This window comes from Pedococcus sp. NPDC057267 (genome assembly GCF_042668795.1).
Lineage (GTDB): Bacteria > Actinomycetota > Actinomycetes > Actinomycetales > Dermatophilaceae > Pedococcus.
Genome location: NZ_JBHUYG010000015.1, coordinates 17919 through 40060, shown reverse-complemented (window position 1 = coordinate 40060; position 22142 = coordinate 17919). Strand labels below are relative to the sequence as shown.

Below are 22142 nucleotides of genomic sequence, written 5' to 3'. Positions count from 1 at the left end.
TGAACGCGGCTCGCAGTGCTGTCAGCCTCCGTCGAGATTGATCCATACGGCGATGCTCTCCTCGACGCTGGGGTTGTGGATCCGGTGGGGACTAGTGGACGGGTATGCCACTGCGTCACCAGGTTCCAGCCGGTGCACTTCCCCTCCCAGCTCGACTTCCAGGCGGCCGGCGATCACGACTCCGAACTCGCGCCCGCGGTGGTGTGTTGGAGCCGGGGACGAGGCGCTGCCCGCGGCATATGTGTTTATCGCCAGCTCCACGCCAGAGACCGCGTCGTAGAGAGCGACTCGTCGCGCGGCCCCCTCGCGGGTGACCCCGACCGCTTGGTCCTCAAGTCGCGTCACCGGCGAGACGTCGAGCGGTGCAGGTCGATCGAACAGGTCATACATATGGACACCCAAGGCAGAGGCCACGGACACCAGGGTGCCTATGGAGGCGCTCGCCACCCCGCGCTCCAGCATGCTGAGCATAGAGACGCTGACGCCCGTCTCGGTGGCCAAGTCCTTAAGTGTCTGTCCGCGCCTATTTCGGAGCCCACGGATACGCGCGCCGATCTCGGCGATCGTCTGGTCGGAAGGCGTGTGACGTCCGACCGTCACGGGATGAACCTCGGGCTCAGCCTGATCCGACAGCGCGAGGTGCTCCGGGTCCATGATCTGCTCCTCTGCCGGCCGGTGACATGTCTCACAGGTATTATCAATCATGTTGAACCTCTTGACCAACATCTCAACATGATCGATATTCGACAGAACTCAAAAGAAGTTCAGCGCTGCTTCAGTGTTGGTGTCCCTCGACCGACGCGCAAGTACTGCTCGAAGACGGGGCCGACACGCGGCGTCCCTTCGGCGCCGCGCACTGACTAGACGTGACCGATGTGCCGTCGAGCGGCGCGGGCAACACCCCTGGAACCACCGAACGAGAGAGATGCGTCATGGACAAAGTGGCGGCGAGTGCTGCAGAGGCAGTTGCTGACATCCCTAACGGAGCGACGTTGGCGGTGGGTGGGTTCGGCCTCTGCGGTATTCCCTCGGTGCTGATCGACGCGCTGCTCACGGCCGGCACCACGGACCTGGAAGCCGTGTCGAACAACTGTGGTGTGGACGAGTGGGGGCTTGGCCGCCTGCTCGCGGCCAAGAGGCTCCGACGCATGGTCTCCTCCTACGTCGGCGAGAACCGAGAGTTCGCACGCCAGTACCTGGCAGGAGAGTTGGAAGTCGAGCTGACTCCCCAGGGGACTCTGGCGGAGAAGATGCGCGCGGGGGGTTCGGGAATCGCTGCCTTTTTCACTGCAACCGGCGGAGGGACGCAGGTGGCCGATGGCGGACTCCCTTGGCGTTATGACTCCGTCGGGAACGTCGTCGTGGCGTCACCGCCGAAGGAGACCCGTCGGTTTTCCGTCGACGGCGAGGAGCGTGACTTCGTCTTGGAGGAGGCGATCCAGGCAGACTTCGGCTTGGTGCGGGCATGGAAAGGCGACCGCCACGGCAACCTCGTGTACCGGGACTCAGCCCGCAACTTCAATCCGCTTGCTGCGATGTGCGGGCGAGTGACCATCGCCGAGGTTGAGTGGCTTGTCGAGCCAGGCGAGCTCGATCCCAATGAAGTGCATACGCCGGGCGTCTTCGTTCAGCGAGTTGTCGAGCTGACAGCCGATCAGGCGGCAGACAAGCGCATCGAGAAGGTCACCACACGTCCCCGTTCCGATACCAGTGAAGGCGGTCGCTGAGATGGGTTGGACACGCGAGCAGATGGCGGCGAGGGCTGCCTCCGAGCTGACTAACGGATCCTATGTGAACCTCGGCATTGGTCTGCCGACTCTTGTGCCCAACTTCGTTGCGGACGACGTCGAGCTCGTGCTCCAGAGTGAGAACGGCATTCTCGGCGTCGGGGCATACCCCTACGTTGGGGAGGAGGATGCAGACCTGGTCAATGCCGGCAAGGAGACGGTGACTGTCCGACGGGGGGCCTCGTTCTTCGATTCCGCGACGTCGTTCGGCATGATCCGCGGGGGAAAGATCGATGCCGCGATCCTGGGGGCCATGCAGGTCTCGAAGGACGGTGACATCGCCAACTGGATGATCCCCGGCAAGATGGTCAAGGGGATGGGTGGTGCGATGGACCTGGTCCACGGTGCCAAGCGTGTGATCGTCCTGATGGAGCACGTGGCCAAGGACGGGTCCCTCAAGATCCTCAATACGTGCGACCTCCCCTACACGGGGAAGAAGGTCGTTCAGCGGATCATCACCGACCTGGCGGTCATCGACATCACGATTGAGGGGCTGAAACTCGTGGAGTTGGCCCCAGGTGTCAGCGTCGACGAAGTCCGTGAGAAGACCGAACCCCCGCTCGACGCTGGTCAGTTCTGACAGCCGGACCCGGCGCGATCGCCCAGCCGACCCATGGCTCCTGCCTCGGCGAAGTAAGACAAGGAATCTCGGAAGTTCCCCCGGAAGGACCTTGCCATCCGGGTGGAGTTCTCCTAATCTTCAAGATCATTGAAGTTCGTACGCGAGAGGCCCAGCGCGGAGCCCGCCAAAGAGCAACGACGCTGAAATTCTCCGACGCATGAGGTCGCAGGTCCGTCACACCACGGACTCGAGAGTGTAGGTCAGGAGGCGAGCATGGAGCGACGCGACTCACAGCTTCCCCGGTTCCGCCGTGGGTTGATCGACGGTGGCGACTGGGGGCTCATCGCCAACGTTCCGGGCGCGCCCTTCGAGGCAGCCCTCCCCATCCCCAATCCCTGACCCCTGCACGACCTGAACGGAGTAACCGATGACCTTGACAGCACTTTCCGGCTTTTGGCACCCGCTCGCGACGTCCGACGAGGTGACCGACCAGCCCAGACGCTTCGAACTTCTCGATGACTACGTCGTCGCCTTCCGGGATGAGAACGGTGTCGCGGCCTTCCGCGATCTCTGCATCCACCGCGGTGCCGCGCTCTCCCTTGGCTGGGTGCGCAACGGAAACCTGGTTTGTCCGTATCACGGCTGGCAGTACGACCGCACGGGCGCCTGCGTGAAGATTCCCTCGCGCCCGGCCGACGCCCCGATTCCCGGCAATGCGCGCGCCTTCGCCTACAACGTCCAGGAGAAGTATGGACTGGTCTGGGTGGCCATCGACGAGCCTCGAGACGAGATCCCCCCCTTCCCGGGGGACATCTTCGAGGACGCTGCCTGGAAGTCCTTCATCTCCTACCGGGAGGTGTGGAAGACCTCCGCTGCCAGGGCGGTGGAGAACTTCATGGACTTCTCCCACTTCCCGTACGTGCACGAGGGTCTTCTGGGCACGGAGGACAAGGCTGAAATCGCGCCCTACACCGTCGAGAAGCGTGAGAACGGTCTCCACTACTGGCTGGAGCAGGAGGAGCCGAGCGATCTATATGGCGCTGGCGGGGTGCAGAAGGTTCGCTATGAGTACACGCTGGTGGTGCCCTTCACGATCCACCTGAAGAAGATCGAGCTCGGCACAGGCCGCGAGACGTTCATCACCCAGTTCACGCTTCCCCGGACCTCGAAGACGACCGAGGTGTTCGTGTTCATCGTTCGGAACCACTCGCACGACCAACCCGACAGCAAGTTCAGCGACTTCACCAACACCATCATGGAGCAGGATCGTGTCGTCGTTGAGAGCCAGCGCCCAGAGGAGCTGCCGGACTCGCTCCGCGAGGAACTGCACATCAAGGTTCCGGACGCGGCGAGTCTTCTCTACCGACAGCGACTGGCTTCTCTCGCCAAGGTCGACGTCTTCGGCCCCTACGGCGCCTAGGTCGGGCCGTGACCACCGACCTTCGCCTGGCGCGCGTCGCCAGGCGTGTCGACCGTGCCCAAGGAGTCGTCGGTCTGACGCTCCAAGCCGTCGATGGTGAACTCCCACCGTGGAAGCCCGGCGCACACATAGACCTGGTTCTTCCGTCGGGTCGCTGTCGGCAGTACTCACTGTGCGGGCCCCTGAACAGTCGCGACTACGAGATCGCCGTCCTATATGAGCCGGAAGGAAAGGGCGGCTCAGTCGAAGTTCATGACGCCCTGCCCGTCGGGACCGAAGTCAAATTCCGGGAACCGCGTAACCGCTTTCCGCTCGAGCGAGCGTCGTCCTACCTGTTCGTGGCAGGCGGGATCGGGATCACGCCGCTTCTGCCCATGATCGAGGCGATTGACGCGATCGGCATCCCCTGGCACATGGTGTATGGCGGCCGGTCCTTGGACTCGATGGCTTTCCTCGATCTTCTCGCCCTGTACGAGGAGAACGTGGACCTCGTGCCGCAGGATCGTGACGGACTGATCGACGTGCATGGCATCATCGCAGAGGCGGTCAGCAGAGATCCGGGCGTCGCCATTTACACGTGCGGACCCGCACCGCTCATCGATGCGATGGAAGCCGCCGTCGATGCTGCCGGTCTCCTGCCGCTGCATTTCGAGCGATTCGTGGCCGTGCACCAACATGTTGACCGCGAGGTTGCCGCCCATGAGTCGGCGTTCGATGTGCAGTTGGGTGTTGGAGGGCCACTCGTGCCCGTCGCCAAAGACCAGTCGATCCTGGCAGCCGTTCTCGATGCCGGCGCCGATGTCCTCTTCTCCTGCGAAGAAGGAACCTGTGGTAGCTGTCAGACGACGGTGCTCGCGGGAGAGGTTGACCACCGCGACGGGCTGTTGACCGACGAGGAGCGCGCAGACCGGCAAATGCTCATCTGCGTTTCCCGATGCCTTCGTGGGCCGCTGGTGCTGGACATAGACGCTCCGTGAACCGGCCGATCGGTCGGACTGTGCTCACGGTGGGTTCAGTCCTGCTGATCGCCGCGTGTCTCAGACCAACCATCACCTGCGTGGGGCCGTTGATATCCGAGATTGGCGCAGAGACCGGCATGACCCAAGACCAGCTCGGTTTCCTCGGCGCGCTGCCGGTCCTCATGTTCGCCACGGTGTCGCCGTTCGTTGGCCACCTCGGGCGCGCTCGTGGACCCGAAAGTGCGGTGACCGTCGCGCTGGTGTGCCTCGCGTTGGGGACGGTCATCCGATCGCTCGGCGGATCTGCGAGCCTGTGCGTTGGAACGGCGGTTGCCAGTGCCGCAATCGCCGTGGCCAACGTCCTCAGCCCGACGTTGGTCAAGCGCGACTTCGGTCGGCCCGCGTTGGGTGTGGCTCTCTTCACCACGTGCCTCTCAGGGGCTGCGGCGCTTGCGTCGGGTACTACGGCACCGCTGTCGCAGCAGTTCGGGGGGTGGCGTGAGGGACTGGTGGTTTGGGCCGTCCTCCCGGCCCTGGTTCTGCCGGTCTGGGTGGCACGGTCAAGTCGTCTGCGTGGAAAGACGGCCATCGAACCGCTCGACCCAGCCGCACTGTTCCAAGTTGTGAGGTCACCGATCTCGTGGCAGGTCGCGGGCTTCTTCGGGCGTAGTCGGTGTCGTTCTACACGCTGATCACCCGGCTGCCGACCGTCGAGAGGTCCTTGGGGACAACGACGACCGGTGCCGGGCTACAGCTCTTGGTTTTCCAGCTTGCCTACCTTCTGGGGTCGCAGTGGGAGTCCTCATGGAACATCGGCCGGACCGCCGCATCGCTGCGGCCGCCGTAAGTCTCCCGGTGGCTGTCGCGATGGCGGGTCTGGCGATCGTGCCGAAGCTCGCCATCGTGTGGTGGTGCTGGGCTCGACGCGCACGGGCAGCTCGCTCGCGGTAGCCCTCGCGCTGGTCATGCAGCGGACGACCACCAGTTCGCACACCACGGCGCTGTCAGGATTGGTCCAGTCGGTTGGGTATCTCATCGCGGCGGCGGGACCTGTTCTCACGGGATTGCTAACGCGAGACCTCGGATGGCGAGCTATCCCGTTGGGGGTTGCGAGCGTGGCTATGGCACAGACGGTCTTGAGCCTGTGGGCAGCCCGGCGGACTCCCATCGCCGCCGGGGAGCGTGAGCGCGTTCCCTCTCGTCCGTGAACGGCTCCGCGACACGCCATGACACGGGTAACACCATTGACGCAATTCACGTACGCTGAAACCTCCACGACCGACGTCCTTTCGGAGGGAACGCATGACTCCTCCTCGTGCCGCCAACAGCCGTGCAAAGCAGGGCTCCATCGCACCCACTGATGGCGCCCGTCCGCCCACTCGCGCTAAGGGTGCGCGGACGAATGGGGGGGCCCAACGCGACGAAAGCTTGGAACAACCGCAGCAGGGAGGGGCGCGGGGAACCGCGACGGCTGACCAAATGATGTCGTTGGCGGGCTCCAGGATCCGTGCGCTTCGTGCGAGGCAAGGGCTGACTCTTAAGGACGTCGGCGAGCGGACCGGTGTCAGCGTCTCCATGCTCAGCATGTTGGAGCGCGGGGTTGCAACGGCGTCCATCGGGACGCTCGTGTCTGTCGCGTCGGCTCTCAACGTGCACATGTACGACCTGTTCGATCATCCGGATTCTGGCAACAGTTCCCCCGTCACCCGGATCGCTGACCAGTCGGTGGTGTCGCTGGGTGTCGGAACGACGCGGCGAGTCGCGCATGACGACGCGACCGCCGGTCTGGAGATGGCGGTCAATGAGTACGAACCGGGGGGAGCAAGCGGCCCAACGGCGACGCACCACAGTGGCAGGGAGTTCGGACTGCTCATCTCCGGCCGGCTGACCGTTGAGCTGGATGGGGAGAACCACCACCTGGAGCCGGGCGACGTTATCGCCTACCAGTCCACGAGGCCCCACCGAATCCTCAACTCGGGTGAAGAGCGCGCCGTTGCGGTGTGGGTGAACTTGGATCAGTGACTCGATACCTCGACGGGATGTCGTGAGATCACCATCGCCGCGTGGGCAGTGGGTACCGATGAAGCGTCGATCGTCGCAGGCCGTTATGGGCGAGAAGCGCTGCGCCCGTTGGCTTATCGCGAGCCCTGGTGGACGTCTCATGAGAGCGCATCGCTCGGTATCGAGTGGCCGGCGGCTACCTCGAAACTAGAGAAATTCAGCCGTAGGTCTTCCAATCTTGATTCAGTGACTTTAATATCATTGAATCAAGTTCACCGGTGGATCAGCATCAGCATCCCACCCACCGTTGGCATCAGGAACCCACTCCGAGGACGGGCATTGTGTCGCAGTACATCGCGGAGCTGAGGGGCGTCGCCAAGACGTTCGGTCAAGTCGTCGCTTTGCGCGGCGTGGACTTCGAGTTGGCTGCAGGTGAGGTCCACGCGATCGTCGGTGAGAACGGCGCCGGCAAGTCGACCCTCATGCGGGTTCTTGCGGGGCAGATGGCGGCAGACGCTGGAACGCTTAGATTCGGCGACTCAGACCTCGACCTCAGGCACGAGAATACGGGCCACCGTGATGGCGTCGGCTTCGTTGAGCAAGAGGGTGGCCTGGTTGCGGAGCTAACCGGGGCGGAGAACCTTTTGCTGGTTCGGCCCGACGGGTTCCTTGCGCACCGCGGACAGGCCGGACGCGAACTCGCGCAGCTGGCGGAACGCTTCGGCGGGCAGATTGACACGCACTTGCCGGTCCAGCAGCTTGCGGTCGGCCAACGTCAGCGTGTTGAGATCCTCATTGTCATGGCCCGCGGGGCCAAGGTGCTCATTCTCGACGAGCCAACTGCGGCCCTGGGGACGGACGAGTCAACGGCGCTCGCCGAGATCATCCGCAAGTTCGCATTGGAGGGCGGCTCGGTCGTCTACATCAGCCACAAGCTCGGCGAGGTTGTGAGGCTGGCCGATCGCATCACCGTGATGAGGCGCGGGGCCGTCGTCGCCACGCACTCAGCTGACGTGGTTACCGTTGAGCGACTGGCGGCCGAGATGGTCGGCGAAGTCGCGACCTCCAAGAGTCAGAGTGACCACGTCGAGGAGCTCGTCGAGCTGGCCATGGGCGTCCGTACCGAGGGCGACACGCCCACAGGCCGGGGAATCGTGGCCACGTTGCGAGGGGTCTGTGCGGATGCGCCGCTCCCCGGAGAGGCGCCGTTGCGAGGCGTCGACCTCGAGGTCCGCAGTGGTGAAGTCCTGGGTGTCGCTGGCGTCGTCGGTAGTGGACAGACCACGCTGGGGGAGGTCCTCGCGGGCCTGATCCCGCCCACGGCGGGCACCTTCGCGAACGCCGGTGGACGAGCGGCATACGTGCCGGAAAACCGGCACAGGGATGGGGTGGCGCTCGACCTTTCAATCAGCGACAACGTCCTGGTCCATAGCCATGGCCGACGCCAGTTCGCCCGCGGTCCGTGGTTCAAAGAGGACACAGTGCGCGTCCACGTCACCGAACTCCTCGACCGCTCGAGCGTTCGCCACGGGGGAGCGGACCAACCGATCCGCACCTTGTCGGGCGGCAACCAGCAGAAGGCGGTCGTCGCTCGTGAACTCGAGGACGCGCCCCACCTCGTCGTGGCTCACAACCCTTTCCGTGGCCTCGACGTGCGCGCCATACAAGAGGTGCGCGACGCGATGCTCGACGCAGCGCACCGTGGCGCTGGACTGGTGCTGATCAGCCCCGACCTGGATGAGCTGCACCTCATCGCGCATCGCATCGTTGTGATGTTCAACGGTCGGGTTGTGGGCGAGGTCGACGTCAACGAGGCAGACTCCGCGCATCTGGGTCAGCTCATGGGAGGCTTGACATGACTCTTGTAAACGACCCGGTAGAGGCACCTGTCGCTCTTCAGACCGGTCCACCACCCCTGCGACGACTCGCGGTCCTTGCTGGGGCGGTGACGGCAGTCTTTGCCATTCTGGTCGTCGTCCTCGTCTCCGTTGGGGTGAACCCGGCGACGGTGTTCTTCTCGATGGTCAGTTCCACATTCGGGACCAAGCGGAATCTCGGCGAGACCTTAGTGCGAGCCACGCCTCTCCTGCTGGTCGCGGTCACGCTCATCCCTTCATTGCGCGCGGGCCTGTACAACCTCGGGGCTCCTGGTCAGATCGCGGCAGGTGGGCTGGTCGCAACGTTCCTGGCCCTCCACTTGGACGGGACGTCCCGAGTCGTGAGCCTGACGGTCTGTGGCCTGGCCGCAGCAATCGTCGGAGGAATGGTGGCAGTACTCCCGGGTTGGCTGAAGGCGCGATTCGGGGTCAACGAGATCATCACTTCTCTCGCCGTGAACTTCATCGTGCTATCGGTCCTTGGCTGGCTGCTCAATGGACCCTTCAAGGGTGGCTACGCAAACCTGCCCCAGTCCAATCCCGTCCCGGACAACGCGACGATGCCGGTGATCCTCCCTGACACGCGCGCCCACGCCGGACTGCTGCTGGCCCTGGCCTTCGTGCCCCTCCTGTGGGCGCTGGATCGGTCGCGGATCGGCTATCGGCTAAGGCTGTTCAGCGCCAACCCGCATCTCGCGCGCCAGGCGGCGATCAGCCGCACCCGCTACATAGTGGGACTCATGGCCCTGGGTGGGGTGGGCGCTGGCCTCAGCGGTTGGATGCAGGTCGTCGTCATCGACCACCGGCTCTATCCCACTGTGGCCGAGCCCGTGGGCTTCGGTGGACTCTTCGTGGCGCTCCTCGGCGGGCTGAACCCGTTTGGTGCAGTCGTCGCCGCATTCGGCCTCGGAGCCCTGTTGCACGGCGGGGACGGGCTCCAGGTCGGAGCCAACCTCTCGCCGGAGATCATCCAGGTGATCCTCGGGCTGATCCTCTTGGCTTACGCGTCGTTCCGCGGCTGGGCGGCGACTCATGACACCACCACACCGACAAGGAGCCGTCTGTGGACATTCTTGAAGCGGTCCTGAGCAGTGCCGTCCGCCTGATGGTGCCCCTGCTTCTCGCCGCGCTCGGAGAGCTGATCTCGGAACGCGCCGGGGTAATGAACATCGGGCTCGAGGGCTACATGACGGCCGGGGCATTCGCAGCCTTTGTGGTCGCGGTCGCGGGGTGGGGGGTCGTCCCTGCAATTCTCATCGCCGCTCTCGTCGCGGCGGCGGTTGCCGCGATCATGGCTGCCGGCGCAGTGTGGCTCCGGGGCAACATGATCCTTGTCGGCTTCGCGCTCTTCGTGTTGCTGCCCGGTCTGGCCAACTTCCTCTACGTTCAGAAGAACTCGCTCGCGGCCACACCAAAACTGGGCTCGTTCTCGGTTCCGTTGCTGAGTGACATTCCAGTGGTAGGGACGCCGCTCTTCTCCGGCAACGTCTTCTACTGGATGGCGATCGCCGCCGCGATCGCGGTCTACCTCCTGTTCTCCAGGACTCAGGTTGGCATCGTGCTGAGCGCGGCGGGCCACGAACCCGAGGCAATCCGCAAGCGTGGTCGATCGCCGCGCATGGTCCAGACGGGGGCCTTGCTCGCATGCGGCCTTCTCGCCGGCGTTGCCGGCGCCTCACTCTCCCTGGGCGCCGTCGGGTCATACCAGCCCAACATCGTCGACGGTCGAGGCCTGATCGCCATCGCCATCGTCATCCTCGGACGGTGGAGCGTCTCGGGAGCCATTGCGGGGGCGTTCCTCATCGCTGTGCTCGACGCGTCGGCCTTGCGTGTGTCTCGCGGGTCGGAGATCCCCGTGCACCTACTGGGCGCGCTGCCTTGGGTCATTGTGATCCTCATGCTGCTGGCTAGCACCCGGCTGAGGTCGAACGCGCCCCGAACCCTCACGAAGTAAAGGATGAACATGACGGTGCACTCCTATCTCTACGGACGTCGGCGCCCGTTGCCGGAAGGTGAGTACGCGGACTACTTCGACATCGAACGCACAGCGTTCGTCTCGGTCGACATGCATGAGGGCCATCTTTCGGCTGACGAAGACTGTCCTTGCCCGGCACCCCGGGGCCGGGCCATCATCGGGGCCGTCGACGACGTCCACGCGCGCGGCCGTGAGCTCGGAGTCCGAGTCATTCACGTGCGTACGGGACTGCGTCCGTCCGGTGCAGACGACCTGAACGGCATCCCGAGCGCTTGGCGCCGGCCGTTTGCGGAGTATGTCGGGGGCATCCCCAACGTGGCCGCTCACGGCCTCGAGGGTAGTCGCTGGACGGAGTTCGCCACTGAAGTCCTGGGGGAGGACGAGGTGGTTGTCTCGAAGAAGCGGCTCTCCGCCTTCTATGCGACGGACCTCGACTTCCTCCTGCGCCAGGCCGGAATCACGACCGTGGTCCTGACTGGTTGCATGACCGATTGCTGCATCCTCAACACGGCCTTCGACGCGTCCAACATGAGCTATCGGGTTATCACGGTCCGTGACTGCGTGGCCGGCACGAATGAGGAGCTCGAGGAGGCCGCCCTCAAGATCATGTCGCTCAACACGGGCCTCGTGATGGATGCTGACGACCTTATGGTGGCATGGAAGCAACTTCGCCACGGTTGAAGATTTTCCTCTCCTAGGCTATCGCGCGATGTTCAAATTGGGTAAACTAGTTTCAACAGCATCCAATATTCGTTCGAACGTCCCCGCATTGAGAGGTAGGAAAACATGAGGAAACCTGGTGTCGCTGCAGCACTTGCCCTTGGGCTGGTCGGCACACTGTCGCTGGCGGCCTGCGGGGGCGGAAGCCAAGGCGCAAGCAGCGGAGGTGCTGGCGGCGACAAGACCAAGATCGGTCTCATTCTCGAGGCGCGCCCCGAGGTCGAGCCGTGGAGTGCAGCCTGGCACAACGCTGCGGAGGCGGTGAAGAAGGGCAACTCGAACGTCGAGGTCACTGAGACGTATGAGGCCTACGACGCGACGCGCGCCGAACCGGTCGTCCGACAGATGCTCGACGGTGGCGCGAAGGTGATGCTCTTGTCGACCTTCGTCCTGGCCGACGTCGCGAAGTCTGTGGCGAAGGAATATCCCAAGGTCCCGATGGTCGTGTCTTCCTTCGGCGTATTGCAGGCGCCCAACCTCAACTCAGTGACGGCGAGCTACCTGGAGATCGGGTACTCGACCTGCTGGCTTCTCACGAAGCTGTCTCCCGACGGCCGTATCGGCGTCGTGGACGCTCAGGGGGCACCCTTCGAAACGGAGATCGAGCAGGGCTGCGGCCTCGGAGCCGCGGCAGCCAACTCGGCTGGCAAGATCACCAAGCTCAGCTCGAACAGCTTCACCGACGTGCAGGCGAACCGTGAGCAGGTCCAGTCGCTGCTGGACGAAGGCATCAAGCAGATCTATCTCGTCTCGGGCACCGAGGACGGGGTCGGCGGGCTCCGGCTGTGCCAGGAAGCCAAGGCGCAGTGCGCGTCGTGGGGAGGCGATGCCGCTCAGTGGGCGCCGACGGGCGCTGTCCTGACGGTCAACTTGAACTGGAAGGGTGTCATCGAGGAACTGATGAACCAAGCCAAGAACGGCCTTAAGGCCCCGCAGACCTTCGACCTGACCTATGGGTCGGGGGGCCTCGAGGCTCTGGACTACGACAAGTCCGCCGCGGTGAGCCCCGCGCTGAAGCAGGAGTACAGGCAGGTTTTGGCGGACCTCGCGAGCGGGAAGATCAAGCTGCCGAACAGCAAGGCCCACCCGGGCTTCCGCTGAGCCAACGATCCCTGCCCGGGTGTCCTGCCTCCTGATGGGGCGCCCGGGCCAAACCCATGACCGGAGCTGGTCCGCCGTGACGAAGTTGCCAGACCGGGCGCGCGTCGCGGCCGTCCAGGCCGCACCCATCTTCCTCGACCGAGATGCCAGCGTGGAGCGGGGCGCGGACCTCGTGGCCGAAGCCGGCTCACTGAGGGTGGAGGTCATAGGCTTCCGTGAGGGGTTCCTGCCTGAACACCCGGGTTGGGCGGAGATGCAGGCGTTCGACTAGACAAGCCAGGATTCAGGCAAGCGCCTGTTCCAACAGTCTGTCGAGGTAACCCGAAGGCATTGGACCCAATCCGAGATGCCTGCAAGGCTGCGAGCGTGACTGCGGTTGTGGGGCTCTGCGAACGGCGTCCCGGGACGACCGGGCCTCTGTACAACACAGCCAGGTCCCCATCGGCGCGGACGGCTCCGTCCAATGCCTGCATCAGAAGTATGACCCGATATTTGGAAAGCGTTTGGTCCACCGAGTACTGCGTGGCCGCGGTCTACTGGGCCAAGGGGTTTGAGTTCTCTTCGCAGATGAGATGCGACACGGTGCCGAAGTCCGTTTGGACCGCGTTGTAGTAGCCCGTGCGGGCAGGCGCTTGGATCTGACGTTCCCCACTCGCGGTCACGTACTTCTGATGCTCGCCTGCGATGGAGCCCTCGCGGGTGCTGTGCACCTGGATGTTCCAGTGGTCCCGTTGTACCTGGAAGGCGCTCGTTGAGGCCAATGACCGCATAGATGTTGCTGCGGCCACAAGCCTCCGCAAGCGAGTCGATGTGCCGGCCAGGAATCTCCACAGAGTTCTTGAACAGCCCGACGTCAAAGGAGCGGATGGGCGGTCCCTCCGGCAGCGACTCCCAGCAGTTCGGGGTAGCAGGGCAGGAACGTCTCCGGGAACGCGTTCAACTCTGCACAGCCGCCGGCTGTCTTCTCGATCAGATCGATGCTGATGGCGAGGGACTCCTCGAGGTCGATGAAGGAGGATTCGGCCCGAACGGCGGCCACGCGGACCGTCCGGAAGGAGTGGTGAGCAGCCGTGGACATTCTTCACCTCACCGGTAGATTCAATCACAATGAATGCATTGTACTGATGCTGATTGGGGAAGACATGGTCCAAGATTCTTGCGGAGGTGGTCGGCTGTGCGAGATGTGCTGCCCAAGCTGATCGACTGGTGGCGCACCGGCGAAACGGTGGCAGTCGCGACTGTCGTCCACACTTTCCGGTCTGCGCCGCGTCCGGCTGGCGCGTCGATGCTTGTGGGCCCGGGTGGTGAAGCCGTCGGCTCGGTCTCGGGAGGGTGCGTCGAGTCCACCGTCTATGAGGTCGGTCAGGAGGTCGTGAGTTCTGGGGCCCCCGTGCTGCACCGTTATGGCGTGTCCGACGACACGGCCCTCGCCGTGGGGCTTACGTGCGGTGGCATCTTAGACGTCTTCATTGAACGGGTGTCGCCGGAGAGCTTTCCCCAGCTGGGGGACATCGCCGACGATGTGGACGCTGGGCGGCCGGTAGCCGTCGCGACCGTGATTGACCACCCCGAAAAGGCGTGGATTGGACGTCGCCTTGTCGTACGTCCGGAGGGGGTCGTCGCTGCCGACGGGGGCAGCCTGGGGAGCTCACGGGCCGACGCTGCGGTGATCGACGACGCCCGTGGTCTGCTGGCCATCGGTCGTACCGAGACGCTCACGTATGGCCCAGATGGCGAGAGGCGCGGTGAAGGCATGCGGGTCTTCGTATCGGCGCTCGCGCCGCGCCCTCGGATGCTCGTATTCGGCGCGATCGACTTCGCCGCTGCGGTGGCCCACATTGGTTCGTTCCTGGGGTACCGCGTGACGGTCTGCGACGCCCGGCCAGTCTTTGCGACATCCAGCCGATTCCCCGATGCCGACGAAGTCATCGTTCAGTGGCCTCACCGATACCTGGAGGCCGAGGCCGAGGCAGGGCGGCTGGACGCAAGGACCGTCATCTGCGTCCTCACCCACGACCAGAAGTTTGACGTCCCAGTCCTCGAGCTCGCGCTGCGGCTTCCGCAGGTCGCCTATGTCGGCGCGATGGGGTCACGGCGTACCCACGATGACCGCGCCGCCCGTCTCCGGCTCGCTGGCATTACCGATGCCGAGATGGAGAGGCTCTCGAGCCCGATCGGTCTCGATCTGGGTGCCCGCACGCCCGAGGAGACGGCCGTCTCCGTCGCGGCCGAAATCATCGCGCTGCGATGGGGTGGGGGAGGTCAGCGGCTGCACATGGTGGACGGTCCTATCCACCATACTGGCCCAGAGGTTGCCTCCCAGGTCTGACTGGGTGTGTCCCATTTGCCATCAGAACAGAACCCGGCTCTGTTTACCGGACATGCCGAGATGAGTGCGTTATGGCGTCGGGCTGCGGGCAGGCGGCTTGCAGGTTGGGGTGCTACAACGAGGCATGACCGCTTCTGTAACCGTGCGCACCGCCTCCGAACTCGCCGACGCGCTCAAGCGCGGCGTGGGCGAGATCGTCATCGAGGGCCGCATCACCGGATCCCCCTCGGTCACCCTCCCCGAGGGTGTCAGGCTGCGCGGCGGGGAGCTGGCCTTCCTCGCCAAAGGCGTCCGGCTGACCAAGGACAACACTCTTTACGACGTGACCATCACGACCACCCCGTACGAGGTCGCGGTCTACAACGACACCAGCGTCCCGGACGCCGGCACCTTCGTCTTCAAGAACGTGACCACGGTCGGCCAGGTGTACTTGGTTGCCGACGGCGACACCAAGAGGATTCGGGTTGAGGCCGACGGGCTCCACGTCAAAGATGCCGACGTACGAGGTCGCGTCGAGCAGCCGCACGGATTCGGCGTTGATGTGCTTCAGGGCGGTCTGACCTTGTGGAACCGCCAGAAGGACTCGGGCAGCTCCTTCACCGCGACTCTGAAGGACGTGTCAGTCGGCACCGAGGAGACTCCTGTGCGCGGCTCCGGGGTCTTCGTCGCTGGGTACGGCGACCGGGAAGGCCGACTGGCCGGCGGCGCGTTCACCGCCGACCTCATCGAGACGGGCAAGGTCGTCACCGACGGTGGGATCGCGCCCGGCACCCCTGACAAGATCTCCGGCGGCGTGTTCGTCGTCTCAGGAGCGACGGTGGACAAGGTGCTCAACGCTGGCGAAGTCACCACCCACGGCCAGAAACGACATGGTGCTGGACAACTGGGGCTCCGTGAAGGAGTGGGTCTCCAACGCCGAGGTGAAGTCGACCGGGCCCTCAGGGATCGGGTTCGTCAACTTCGGCGACATCGACACCCTGGACATGCAAGCACCAGTGGTCACCACGGGCGGCGGTGCCCGCGGGTTCAACCTGTACGACGGGTCGCTGACGTCGGCGTCGTTCCACTCAATCAAGACCACCGGAGACGGCTCCGTCGGCATCCAGGTCAGCAAGCCAATGGGCAGCCTCACCGTCCACCACGACGTCGTCACCACCGGCGGTGAGGGCGCCAGCCTGGTCAAGGGCGTCCAGGTCACGCTCAAAGCAGTGGCCTTCTCCGTCAAGGCGGGAGGAACCATCCAGTCAGTGACCATCGGGGGAGCCCTGCGCACTGAGGGGCCGGACGTCGTCACATTCGAGGTTGCTGACGGCGCCACCATCGCCAACCTCGAGCTCGGCAGGGGCATCGAGGCCGCCGGGGCGGGCTCCCGTGCCACGGACGTCCAGGGCAACGTCCCACCTTTCGATGAGGCGCGCGTCTCCAAAGGCTGACCAGCCAGCTCCCGCGCCTCTTAGCTCCCGTCTTGGCGCGCGAACACCCACGCGCAGAAGGTCCGCTCATGCCTGCGGGTTCAGGCGGTCATCGCAACGCTTCGGCTAGTGCTTGTGATGGTGTCTTGAATCCGAGGGTCTGTCGAGGGCGGTCGTTGAGCTCCACAGCGATCGCGTCGAGGTCTTGTTGGGTCAGGGTGCGGAAGTCGATTCGGCGGGGCAGGTATTGGCGCAGCAGCCCGTTGGTGTTCTCGTTGCTGCCGCGCTGCCAGGGCGATTTGGGGTCGCAGAAGTAGACCTGGATGCCGGTGGCGGTGGTGAACCGCGCGTGTGCGGCCATCTCGTGGCCCTGGTCCCAGGTCAAGGACTTGGCCAGCTGGGCGGGGAGGTGAGCGACCGCGGCAGCGAGGGCGTCGGCCACGGCGTCGGCCTTGTGGTTCCCAGCGGGCAGCGACACGAGCAAGAGATAGCGGGTGGAACGTTCGACCAAGGTCGCGACCGGGCTCATGTGCTTGCCGAAGACCAGGTCTCCTTCCCAATGACCCGGGACCGCCCGGTCCTGAGCCTCAGCTGGTCGCTCACTGATGTGCAGGATTCCCGGACGGCCACCGCGTCCGTCGGGTAGGCGCGCACCACGCGGGTGACGGATGACCCGGCCGGTGCGTAGGTGAGCGGTCAGCTCCCGGCGTAGCGCGCCGCGGGACTGCACGAAAAGGGTGCGGTAGATGCTCTCGTGCGACACGTGCATCTCCGGGTTGTCGGGGTAGGCCAGCTTGAGCCAGCCGGCGATCTGCTGGGGTGACCATCGTCGCGCAAGCTTGTCGGCCACGACGCCGGCAAGGTGCGGGTTCGCTGCCAGCTTGCACGCCTTGGGTCGCGTCGCTCGTGCCCAGGCGCGTTGGTCGGCGGCCGCGGCCGGGTACCGGCGACGTCCACCCCCGGCTGCGACCTCCCGGCTGACCGTCGACGCGGACCGACCCAGCCCTGCCGCGATCGAGCGCAGCGACCGACCGGCCGCCAGACCGCGAGAGATCTCCTCCCGCTCTTCGAACCTCAGCCTTCCCGCGGCGCGGTGTCGTGGTCCTGGGCGGATGCCACCACAGCGCAGCAGGTAGGTGCGCACTGTGCTTGTTGGTAGGCCCAACGCCCGTGCCGTGGGCTTGGCCGCATGACCAGCACGCAGCCGAACCCAGATCTCATCGATCTGCGCCGGAGACAGCCTCTGATAGCCACGGACCATCGCAACCTCCTCAACTCAGAGAAGTGTTGCGCTGACCCCTAGAAAGCACCCGCATTCCGCGCGGACGTCGACCGGGCCTCATGCCGCGAGAGGCGCGGGGGCCGGCGGGTTCCCGGGCGTGACAGGTGGCGCAGCGTGGTCGCGATGCAGGCGATCTGGAGCCAGCCGGTTGCGGAGGCGGTGGTGTTCTCGAACGACTTCGCGAGCCGGCGGGCGCGGCCGAGTCGACTGTGGGCCACCTCGACCCGCCAGGCGTGTCGAATGGGGCGGAAGACCGGCTGCTTGTCATCCCAGCCCACTCTGCGAAGTTCCAGGTAGTGGTCCCGGCCGAGCTCTCGGGCGGCGGCGGCGGTGACTCCGCGGTCGACCAGGACCAGTTCGAGCCGGCCGCTGACACCTTGCTCGGTCAGGTGTTGCAGCATCAGCTGCGTGGTCTTGTCCTCGTGGGTGAAGGCCGGAACGACAAGCGCACCCACCGGCGGTCCGGTCACATTGACTGCCACCACCCGCTTGGCGCCCTTGGTGCGGCCGTAGGGGCCGCCGCGGTCGTGGAAGGTGAGCCCGCCGTTGGACGACCCCGGGGCCAGATGGGTGTTGATGACCAGCATCGACGGAGTCGCCTCGGCACGTCCGTCGGCCTCTCTGGCGGCCTCGTGCAGCACCGCCAGCGCTCGCGCCCAGGTGCCGTTGCGCGACCAGCGGCGGATCTGCGACCACACCCGGGTCCAGGGCCCGAACGTCGCGGGCAGATACCGCCACTGACACCCGGTGTGGGAGATGTAGATCATCGCGTTGACGACCTTGCGCATGCCCTCGCCGTGCTTCGGTCCGCGCTTGCCGGGAGGGTTGCACACCGGCTCCAGCAGCGCCCACGGCTCGTTTGTCACGTCACTCGGGTACGACATGCCACGCACGGTGCTTGCGGACCCGCCGTGCGCAGTCGACCCTCAAATAGGACACACCCAGTGAAATGGGGGTTGCTAAGGATCGGGTGGTTGCCCGGCGGAGGGCGCGAGGGTCGGTCGCCCCTCCGCCGGGCGAAGGCTCAGAGTGCTGCAAGCCCTGCTTCGGCGACGGCCTGGTCCTGCTCGCCGGATCCGCCGCTAACGCCCAGGCCGCCCACAACGACGCCGTCACGGGACAGCGGAACGCCGCCAGCGAAGATGGCGACCTTGCCACCGTTGGTGGTGTGGATGCCGAAGAACTGCTGGGTGGGCTGCGCGTTGTCGCCGAGGTCCTTGGTCTGGATGTCGAAGGCCCTCGACGTCCAAGCCTTGCTGATCGAGATGTCGACGCTGCCGATCCATGCCCCGTCCTGACGGACGTGGGCGATGAGGTTGCCGCCGGCATCGACAACGGCGATGTTCATGGGCTGGCCGATCTCGTCGGCCTTCTTCTCCGCCGCTGCGATGATCGTGCGGGCGTTAGCCAAGGTGAGTGCAGACATGTGTGCTCCTATTATGTGTAACGGCTGGATGGTGCGGTTGTCGTGGCTCAGAGGTAGCCGTTGGGGTTGAGGACGAACTTGGTTGCGGCGCCAGCGTCAAACTCCTGGTAACCCTGGGGCGCCTGGGTGAGGGGAATGGGGCGCGCGTTGACTGCCCTGGCGATCTGCACCTTGTCGTGCAGGATCGCCATCATCAGCTGGCGGTTGTACTTCATGACCGGACACTGCCCGGTCGTGAAGGAGAGGGACTTTGCCCAGCCCGTGCCGAAGCTCATGGACAGGGAGCCCACCTTCGCCGCATCGTCGACGGCGCCGGGGTCGCCGGTGACGTACAGGCCCGGTATGCCGATGGAGCCACCTGCAGCGGTGAGGCCCATTAGGGAGTTGAGCACGGTCGCAGGCGCTTCGGCTGCTTGGGCCCCATGACCCTGGCCACGGGCTTCGAACCCGACGGCGTCGACGGCTGCATCGACCTCCGGGAGGCCGAGCAACTGGGCCAGCTGATCTTCGATCGCGCCCTCCCCGACGTTGATGGTCTCGCAGCCGAAACTGCGAGCTTGAGCGAGACGATCCGCGTTGAGGTCGCCGACGATGACGACGGCCGCGCCGAGGAGCTGGGCACTCGCTGCGGCCGCGAGCCCCACCGGGCCTGCACCCGCGACGTAGACCGTGGAGCCCACACCCACACCCGCGGTTGCCGCGCCGTGGAAGCCGGTGGGGAAGATGTCCGACAGCATGGTCAGGTCGAGGATCTTCTCCAGCGCCTGGTCGCGGTCGGGGAACTTCAGGACGTTCCAGTCGGCATAGGGGACCAGCACGTATTCGGCCTGGCCGCCGACCCAGCCGCCCATGTCAACGTAGCCGTAGGCGCTTCCGGGCCGGTCGGGGTTGACGTTGAGGCAGATTCCGGTCTTGCCTTCCTTGCAGTTGCGACAGCGCCCGCAAGCGATATTGAAGGGGACCGAGACGATGTCGCCGACCTTGACGAATTCGACGTCCGGCCCTACCTCAACGACCTCGCCGGTGATCTCGTGTCCCAGCACGAGGTCAACCGGGGCAGTGGTGCGTCCCCGAACCATGTGCTGATCGGACCCGCAAATGTTGGTGGCGACAGTCTTGAGGATGACGCCGTGTGGAACCTTGCGACCGACGTTCGCGGGGTTGACCCCCGGGCCGTCCTTTAGTTCGAACGTGGGGTAGTCGATGTCGATGACCTCGACTACCCCCGGTCCTCTGTAGGCAACCGCTCTGTTTTCAGCCATGATGTATCACTTTCGTGGTGCTTGAAGTGGCTCGATCAGTTTCGGGCACCCTTTCCCAAAGGACCATTGCCGATTCGAGTGGGCTTCTCTACCCGAATGGGTAGTGGCCGACGGATAGCATGCTGCCCATGCCACTGCCCGAATGGACCGACGACTCCGGTGAGCTACTGAGCGCCTTGGCGCGCCCGGAGTTGGACGGCCTCGTTCGCCTCTTGGGCTTGCCGCAGCCAGATGTCGCAGCGAACCTGTCGCATCTCCTTGCGCGCTACGTGCCGCACAGCGCGCTGGTTATGATGGTGGAGGATGACGTCCGCCAGCCTTGCAAATCCCACGGTGACGCCCGAACCATAGCCGCGTTGAACGGCCAGATTCTGGAGAGCGCGTGTGCCGCGCTACCACCGAATCAGCCCGTTCGGGTCACCCTCGCCCTGCTGGGCGCGCAGCGCGAGATTCTCGCCACACGCTCGAGCATGGGTTCCCTGCTGGTCCTCGCAGACCCCGGGGATGCGGGGCTCGACCAGATGGTCGTGCCGGTTTGGCAGATCGTTTCCTTCTGGATCCAGGAGTTCGCGCGACAAGCATCACCTGCCTACTTGATCGAGTCCCGTGCCGTGGCAAGCGTCCGCGTTGAAGCCGTTGCGGAACTTGAGGACCAGCACTCCTCGGTCTTGGAGTCCCTCCTCGCCGTCCTGCGCTCGCCCACCCTTGATGACCACACGGCTCGTATGGTGGCGGCCAATCTCGCCACGAATGCTGCAGTGGAGTTGCGAACTGCAACTGATCGACTTCGCACGGCAGCGGAGGAGCCTGTGACCAGTGCGTTCAACAGACTCAAGAACGATCTGAACCCGCTCCTTCGGTACCGCGACGTGAACGTGCAGTTCGTCGAGCCCCCGGCAGATGGCCGTGCGCTGCCGAGCGAGGTGGCGCATGGTGCTCGAGCAGTTGTCCGAGGGGCGATTCAGGCATTCATTGATCAGCCGGATGTGTCCAGGATCCGCGTTCAGTGGGACTGCGACGGCAAGAACCTCCTCATTGACGTTCGGGACGACGGGAAATCTGGCCTCGCCGCCGACAGTGAGCAGGTGCAACCGCTTGGCCGGCGAGTGGCGGCATTGAATGGTTCGTTGAGCATCTCGACGACGGAGGGCTGGGGCTCCGAGATGTCGGTCGTGCTTCCGTTGGATCCTCCCGCTCTGCGGGTGGATGGGTTTGCCCCGTGGGGATTGGGTCCGCGGGAGTTGGAGGTCCTAGAACGGATCGCTACGGGGTTGCGCAACAAGGAGATCGCTGTGGACCTGGGCATCAGCGAGAACACCGTCAAGTTCCACGCTTCCAACGTCTATCGCAAGCTGGGCGTCAGTACGCGAGCCCAAGCCGCGACGGTCGTCTCCCGGAGGCGTGCCGCGCTGCCGGCAGTCGATCGGTTCGTCGCTACCCGGTGAGCATAACGCCGTGCGCGGCTACCGCGATTTCCTCGAGGCTAGATCGAAGCTCGACGAACTCGAGGGCATTCACGCACAACGGTCCGGCACTAAGGTATTGGAAGACGCCGGCGGACGTCCGTTAGGTCCGGACGCATGGTCGGGTCCATAGGCCAGGGAGGCGATTCGTGAGGGGTCCTGCCGCCCTCACTACGTTCCAGTCGAACGACCACCGACTTCGAGGTCGGCGTGTTGCTGTCCTTGGCTACCGAGCCCAGCGGCACCAGGGGTTTGGTCTCCGGATAGTAGGCAGCTACCGATCCTCGCGGCGTTTCGTACTCGGCCACCCGGAAGTTCTGCACTCGACGGTCAACATTGTCGCCGGGCCAGTGCGCCACGATGTCTGCGTGGTCGCCGTCGCTCAGATTGAGGGCTTCCATGTCCCGGTAATTCAAGAGAATTGCGTGCAGGCCACCCTCGATGCCTCGGTAGCGGTCGCTGAGCCCATAGATGGTGGTGTTGAACTGGTCGTGGCTCCGCATGGTCTGGAGTACAAGATGCCCCGGTGGTGCCTCGAGCAGGTCCAGCTCGGACACCGTGAACTG

At 64.9% G+C, this 22142-nt stretch carries 23 protein-coding genes; 16 read left to right on the top strand and 7 right to left on the bottom strand.

Going from position 1 to position 22142, the window contains the following annotated elements; translation table 11 throughout:
- Positions 1–21: 21 nt before the first annotated feature.
- Positions 22–726 (bottom strand): helix-turn-helix domain-containing protein, encoded by a 705-nt coding sequence (locus tag ACFUC1_RS05600; protein ID WP_379117477.1) that lies wholly within the window; start codon positions 724–726, stop codon positions 22–24.
- 206 nt (positions 727–932) lie between these two features.
- Here ACFUC1_RS05600 and ACFUC1_RS05595 point away from each other — a divergent pair, with 206 nt between their 5' ends.
- From ACFUC1_RS05595 to ACFUC1_RS05540, 12 genes are all read left to right on the top strand, one after another.
- Positions 933–1727, top strand: coding sequence for a CoA transferase subunit A (locus tag ACFUC1_RS05595; RefSeq protein ID WP_379117475.1), 795 nt, complete (start codon positions 933–935; stop codon positions 1725–1727).
- Between the two features lies 1 nt (position 1728).
- Positions 1729–2367 (top strand): 3-oxoacid CoA-transferase subunit B, encoded by a 639-nt coding sequence (locus ACFUC1_RS05590; protein WP_379117503.1) that lies wholly within the window; start codon positions 1729–1731, stop codon positions 2365–2367.
- A gap of 409 nt (positions 2368–2776) precedes the next feature.
- Positions 2777–3769 (top strand): Rieske 2Fe-2S domain-containing protein, encoded by a 993-nt coding sequence (locus ACFUC1_RS05585; RefSeq protein WP_379117473.1) that lies wholly within the window; start codon positions 2777–2779, stop codon positions 3767–3769.
- Between the two features lie 8 nt (positions 3770–3777).
- Complete coding sequence (locus ACFUC1_RS05580) at positions 3778–4746, top strand: PDR/VanB family oxidoreductase (RefSeq protein WP_379117471.1); 969 nt, start codon at positions 3778–3780, stop codon at positions 4744–4746.
- 29 nt (positions 4747–4775) lie between these two features.
- Positions 4776–5420: an MFS transporter gene (locus tag ACFUC1_RS05575; protein ID WP_379117469.1), complete on the top strand. Its 645-nt coding sequence runs from the start codon at positions 4776–4778 to the stop codon at positions 5418–5420.
- Positions 5421–6207: 787 nt separating this feature from the next.
- The gene (locus ACFUC1_RS05570; protein WP_379117467.1) at positions 6208–6750 is read left to right on the top strand and encodes a helix-turn-helix domain-containing protein; all 543 of its coding nucleotides are present in this window, start codon (positions 6208–6210) and stop codon (positions 6748–6750) included.
- A gap of 320 nt (positions 6751–7070) precedes the next feature.
- Positions 7071–8588: an ABC transporter ATP-binding protein gene (locus ACFUC1_RS05565; protein WP_379117465.1), complete on the top strand. Its 1518-nt coding sequence runs from the start codon at positions 7071–7073 to the stop codon at positions 8586–8588.
- A gap of 86 nt (positions 8589–8674) precedes the next feature.
- A complete protein-coding gene (locus tag ACFUC1_RS05560; RefSeq protein ID WP_379117463.1) occupies positions 8675–9694 on the top strand; it encodes an ABC transporter permease in 1020 nt (339 codons plus the stop codon).
- Positions 9670–10560: an ABC transporter permease gene (locus tag ACFUC1_RS05555; protein WP_379117461.1), complete on the top strand. Its 891-nt coding sequence runs from the start codon at positions 9670–9672 to the stop codon at positions 10558–10560. Before ACFUC1_RS05560 ends, ACFUC1_RS05555 begins: the two co-directional genes overlap by 25 nt.
- 9 nt (positions 10561–10569) lie before the next feature.
- Positions 10570–11262 (top strand): cysteine hydrolase family protein, encoded by a 693-nt coding sequence (locus tag ACFUC1_RS05550; RefSeq protein ID WP_379117459.1) that lies wholly within the window; start codon positions 10570–10572, stop codon positions 11260–11262.
- A gap of 105 nt (positions 11263–11367) precedes the next feature.
- Positions 11368–12402, top strand: coding sequence for a BMP family protein (locus tag ACFUC1_RS05545; RefSeq protein WP_379117457.1), 1035 nt, complete (start codon positions 11368–11370; stop codon positions 12400–12402).
- A gap of 76 nt (positions 12403–12478) precedes the next feature.
- Positions 12479–12673, top strand: coding sequence for a hypothetical protein (locus tag ACFUC1_RS05540; protein WP_379117455.1), 195 nt, complete (start codon positions 12479–12481; stop codon positions 12671–12673).
- Between the two features lie 582 nt (positions 12674–13255).
- On the opposite strand, the gene ACFUC1_RS05535 is transcribed toward ACFUC1_RS05540, so the two are convergent.
- Positions 13256–13441: a hypothetical protein gene (locus ACFUC1_RS05535; RefSeq protein WP_379117453.1), complete on the bottom strand. Its 186-nt coding sequence runs from the start codon at positions 13439–13441 to the stop codon at positions 13256–13258.
- Positions 13442–13576: 135 nt separating this feature from the next.
- On the opposite strand from ACFUC1_RS05535, the gene ACFUC1_RS05530 reads away from it, so the two are divergent.
- The 3 genes from ACFUC1_RS05530 to ACFUC1_RS05520 all read left to right on the top strand — a co-directional run bounded on the left by ACFUC1_RS05530 (position 13577) and on the right by ACFUC1_RS05520 (position 16164).
- A complete protein-coding gene (locus ACFUC1_RS05530) occupies positions 13577–14731 on the top strand; it encodes an XdhC family protein (protein WP_379117451.1) in 1155 nt (384 codons plus the stop codon).
- Between the two features lie 64 nt (positions 14732–14795).
- Positions 14796–15896: a hypothetical protein gene (locus tag ACFUC1_RS05525; RefSeq protein ID WP_379117449.1), complete on the top strand. Its 1101-nt coding sequence runs from the start codon at positions 14796–14798 to the stop codon at positions 15894–15896.
- A complete protein-coding gene (locus ACFUC1_RS05520; protein WP_379117447.1) occupies positions 15850–16164 on the top strand; it encodes a hypothetical protein in 315 nt (104 codons plus the stop codon). Before ACFUC1_RS05525 ends, ACFUC1_RS05520 begins: the two co-directional genes overlap by 47 nt.
- Positions 16165–16252: 88 nt before the next feature.
- On the opposite strand, the gene ACFUC1_RS05515 is transcribed toward ACFUC1_RS05520, so the two are convergent.
- From ACFUC1_RS05515 to fdhA, 4 genes are all read right to left on the bottom strand, one after another.
- On the bottom strand, positions 16253–17404 hold the full coding sequence (locus ACFUC1_RS05515; RefSeq protein WP_379117445.1) for an IS30 family transposase: 1152 nt from the start codon (positions 17402–17404) through the stop codon (positions 16253–16255).
- Positions 17405–17442: 38 nt separating this feature from the next.
- Positions 17443–18309, bottom strand: a complete 867-nt coding sequence (locus ACFUC1_RS05510) for an IS5 family transposase (RefSeq protein ID WP_379117443.1) — start codon at positions 18307–18309, stop codon at positions 17443–17445.
- Between the two features lie 140 nt (positions 18310–18449).
- Complete coding sequence (locus ACFUC1_RS05505; protein WP_379117441.1) at positions 18450–18851, bottom strand: heme-binding protein; 402 nt, start codon at positions 18849–18851, stop codon at positions 18450–18452.
- Between the two features lie 47 nt (positions 18852–18898).
- On the bottom strand, positions 18899–20113 hold the full coding sequence (fdhA, locus tag ACFUC1_RS05500; protein WP_379117439.1) for a formaldehyde dehydrogenase, glutathione-independent: 1215 nt from the start codon (positions 20111–20113) through the stop codon (positions 18899–18901).
- 128 nt (positions 20114–20241) lie between these two features.
- Here fdhA and ACFUC1_RS05495 point away from each other — a divergent pair, with 128 nt between their 5' ends.
- Positions 20242–21558 carry a LuxR C-terminal-related transcriptional regulator gene (locus ACFUC1_RS05495; RefSeq protein WP_379117437.1) on the top strand — a complete coding sequence of 439 codons (1317 nt, stop codon included), beginning with the start codon at positions 20242–20244 and terminating at the stop codon, positions 21556–21558.
- A gap of 89 nt (positions 21559–21647) precedes the next feature.
- On the opposite strand, the gene ACFUC1_RS05490 is transcribed toward ACFUC1_RS05495, so the two are convergent.
- Positions 21648–22133, bottom strand: a complete 486-nt coding sequence (locus tag ACFUC1_RS05490; RefSeq protein ID WP_379117435.1) for a molybdopterin dinucleotide binding domain-containing protein — start codon at positions 22131–22133, stop codon at positions 21648–21650.
- Between the last annotated feature and the right edge of the window lie 9 nt (positions 22134–22142).